This is a genomic window from Micromonospora endophytica (genome assembly GCF_003236305.1).
Classification (GTDB): domain Bacteria; phylum Actinomycetota; class Actinomycetes; order Mycobacteriales; family Micromonosporaceae; genus Micromonospora; species Micromonospora endophytica.
In genome coordinates this window covers 1-1,343 of record NZ_POTX01000462.1, presented here as the reverse complement: position 1 = coordinate 1,343, position 1,343 = coordinate 1, and the positions used below count along the sequence as shown (strand labels likewise).

1 protein-coding gene is annotated in these 1,343 nt (G+C 69.5%); it reads right to left on the bottom strand.

What is annotated here, in order from left to right:
* Positions 1–33: 33 nt before the first annotated feature.
* The gene (locus C1I93_RS30500; RefSeq protein ID WP_111246686.1) at positions 34–1,092 is read right to left on the bottom strand and encodes an IS110 family RNA-guided transposase; all 1,059 of its coding nucleotides are present in this window, start codon (positions 1,090–1,092) and stop codon (positions 34–36) included.
* Positions 1,093–1,343: the final 251 nt, after the last annotated feature.

The window sequence follows — 1,343 nt, the reverse complement described above, 5'->3', positions numbered from 1 at the left end:
GACCGGGCCAGGGCGGGGATGCTCCTATGGATGTCAAGCGGTGTTGAGGGCGGCGAAGTCGGCGAGGAGGGCGGTGTGGACTTCGCGGACGACGTATCGCTTGAGGCATCGCATGATCTCTTTCTTGCTGAGTCCTTGTTTGGTGCGTTTCTCGACGTAGGCGCGAGTGCGGGGGTCGTGGCGCATTCGGCTGAGCACGATGGTGTGCAGGGCGTTGTTCGCGGCTCTGTCGCCGCCTCGGTGGAGGCGGTGTCGGTCGGTGCGTCCGCTGCTGGCGGGGATGGGGGCGGCGCCGCAGAGGTGGGCCAGGGCGGCCTCGGAACGTAGTCGGTCGGGGTTGTCGCCGGCGGTGCTCAGCAGTTGTCCCGCGACTTCAGGGCCGGCGCCGAACATGCTGCTCAGTGTTGGGGCGGTCCGGGCGACGGCGGGTCGTAGCCGCCGATCGGCCTGGGCGATCTCGGCGTTGAGCGCGGTGATCCGGGCCGCGATCGCGGCGAGGGCAGCGGTCGTGGCGTGGACCGGGTCGGTGAGCGTGGACTCGTCAGGGTCCAGCTCGGCGCATCGGTGCACGAGCGCGGCCCCGGTGAGGCCGCTCAGGTCCTCCCGCAGCGTCTGGGGTGCGGAGGTGAGCAGGCCGTGGAGCTGATTCAGGGCGGCAGTGCGGGCCTTGACCGCTCCTCGGCGGGCCACGCGCAGAGCGCGGATCGCCTCGACGGGGCCGGTGCGGGTCTTCGGGACACCAGCGGCCTGTCCGGACAGGGCCGCGCGGGCTGCGGCAAGCGCATCGATCGGGTCGGACTTGCCCTTACTGCGGCGGGTCTTGCGGTCGGGCCGGTCGATCTCCACCACCGCGATGCCTGACGTGCTCAGATGCCCGGCCAGGCCAGCACCGTATGCGCCGGTGCCTTCCACCCCGACCTTGACCACCCGACCGAAAGTACGCAGCCAGCTCAGCAGCTGCTGGTATCCGACGGCGGTGGCCGGGAACTCCTGATCACCGAGCATCCGACCCGCCTGGTCGACCGCGGCGGCGTGGTGCGTCTTTCCGTGGGTATCAACCCCACCCGTGACCTGGCGCTTCTTGACTGTCATCCTGGAACCGTCGTCCCTTTCGCTTGCACCGACAGGGTCGGCACGCACTCGCCGGGACGGGCGGACAGGACAGTGACGGGACCTCTTGCACAGGCTCCTATCAGGTCACGACGCCCCTGCCAGTGACGTGCAGGAACGGGGTCACCCGGAACCGGTCGACGAATCCCACAGCAGGACAGCATCGTCGGTCAGGGGTGAGTCAGACCAGACCGGGTGACCCCACCTACATCCTCACTGTCAGGGGGTGGGGG

Bases quoted from the DNA above. Each gene is read 5' to 3' on its own strand.
- C1I93_RS30500 (WP_111246686.1), bottom strand. From the start codon at position 1,092: ATGACAGTCAAGAAGCGCCAGGTCACGGGTGGGGTTGATACCCACGGA.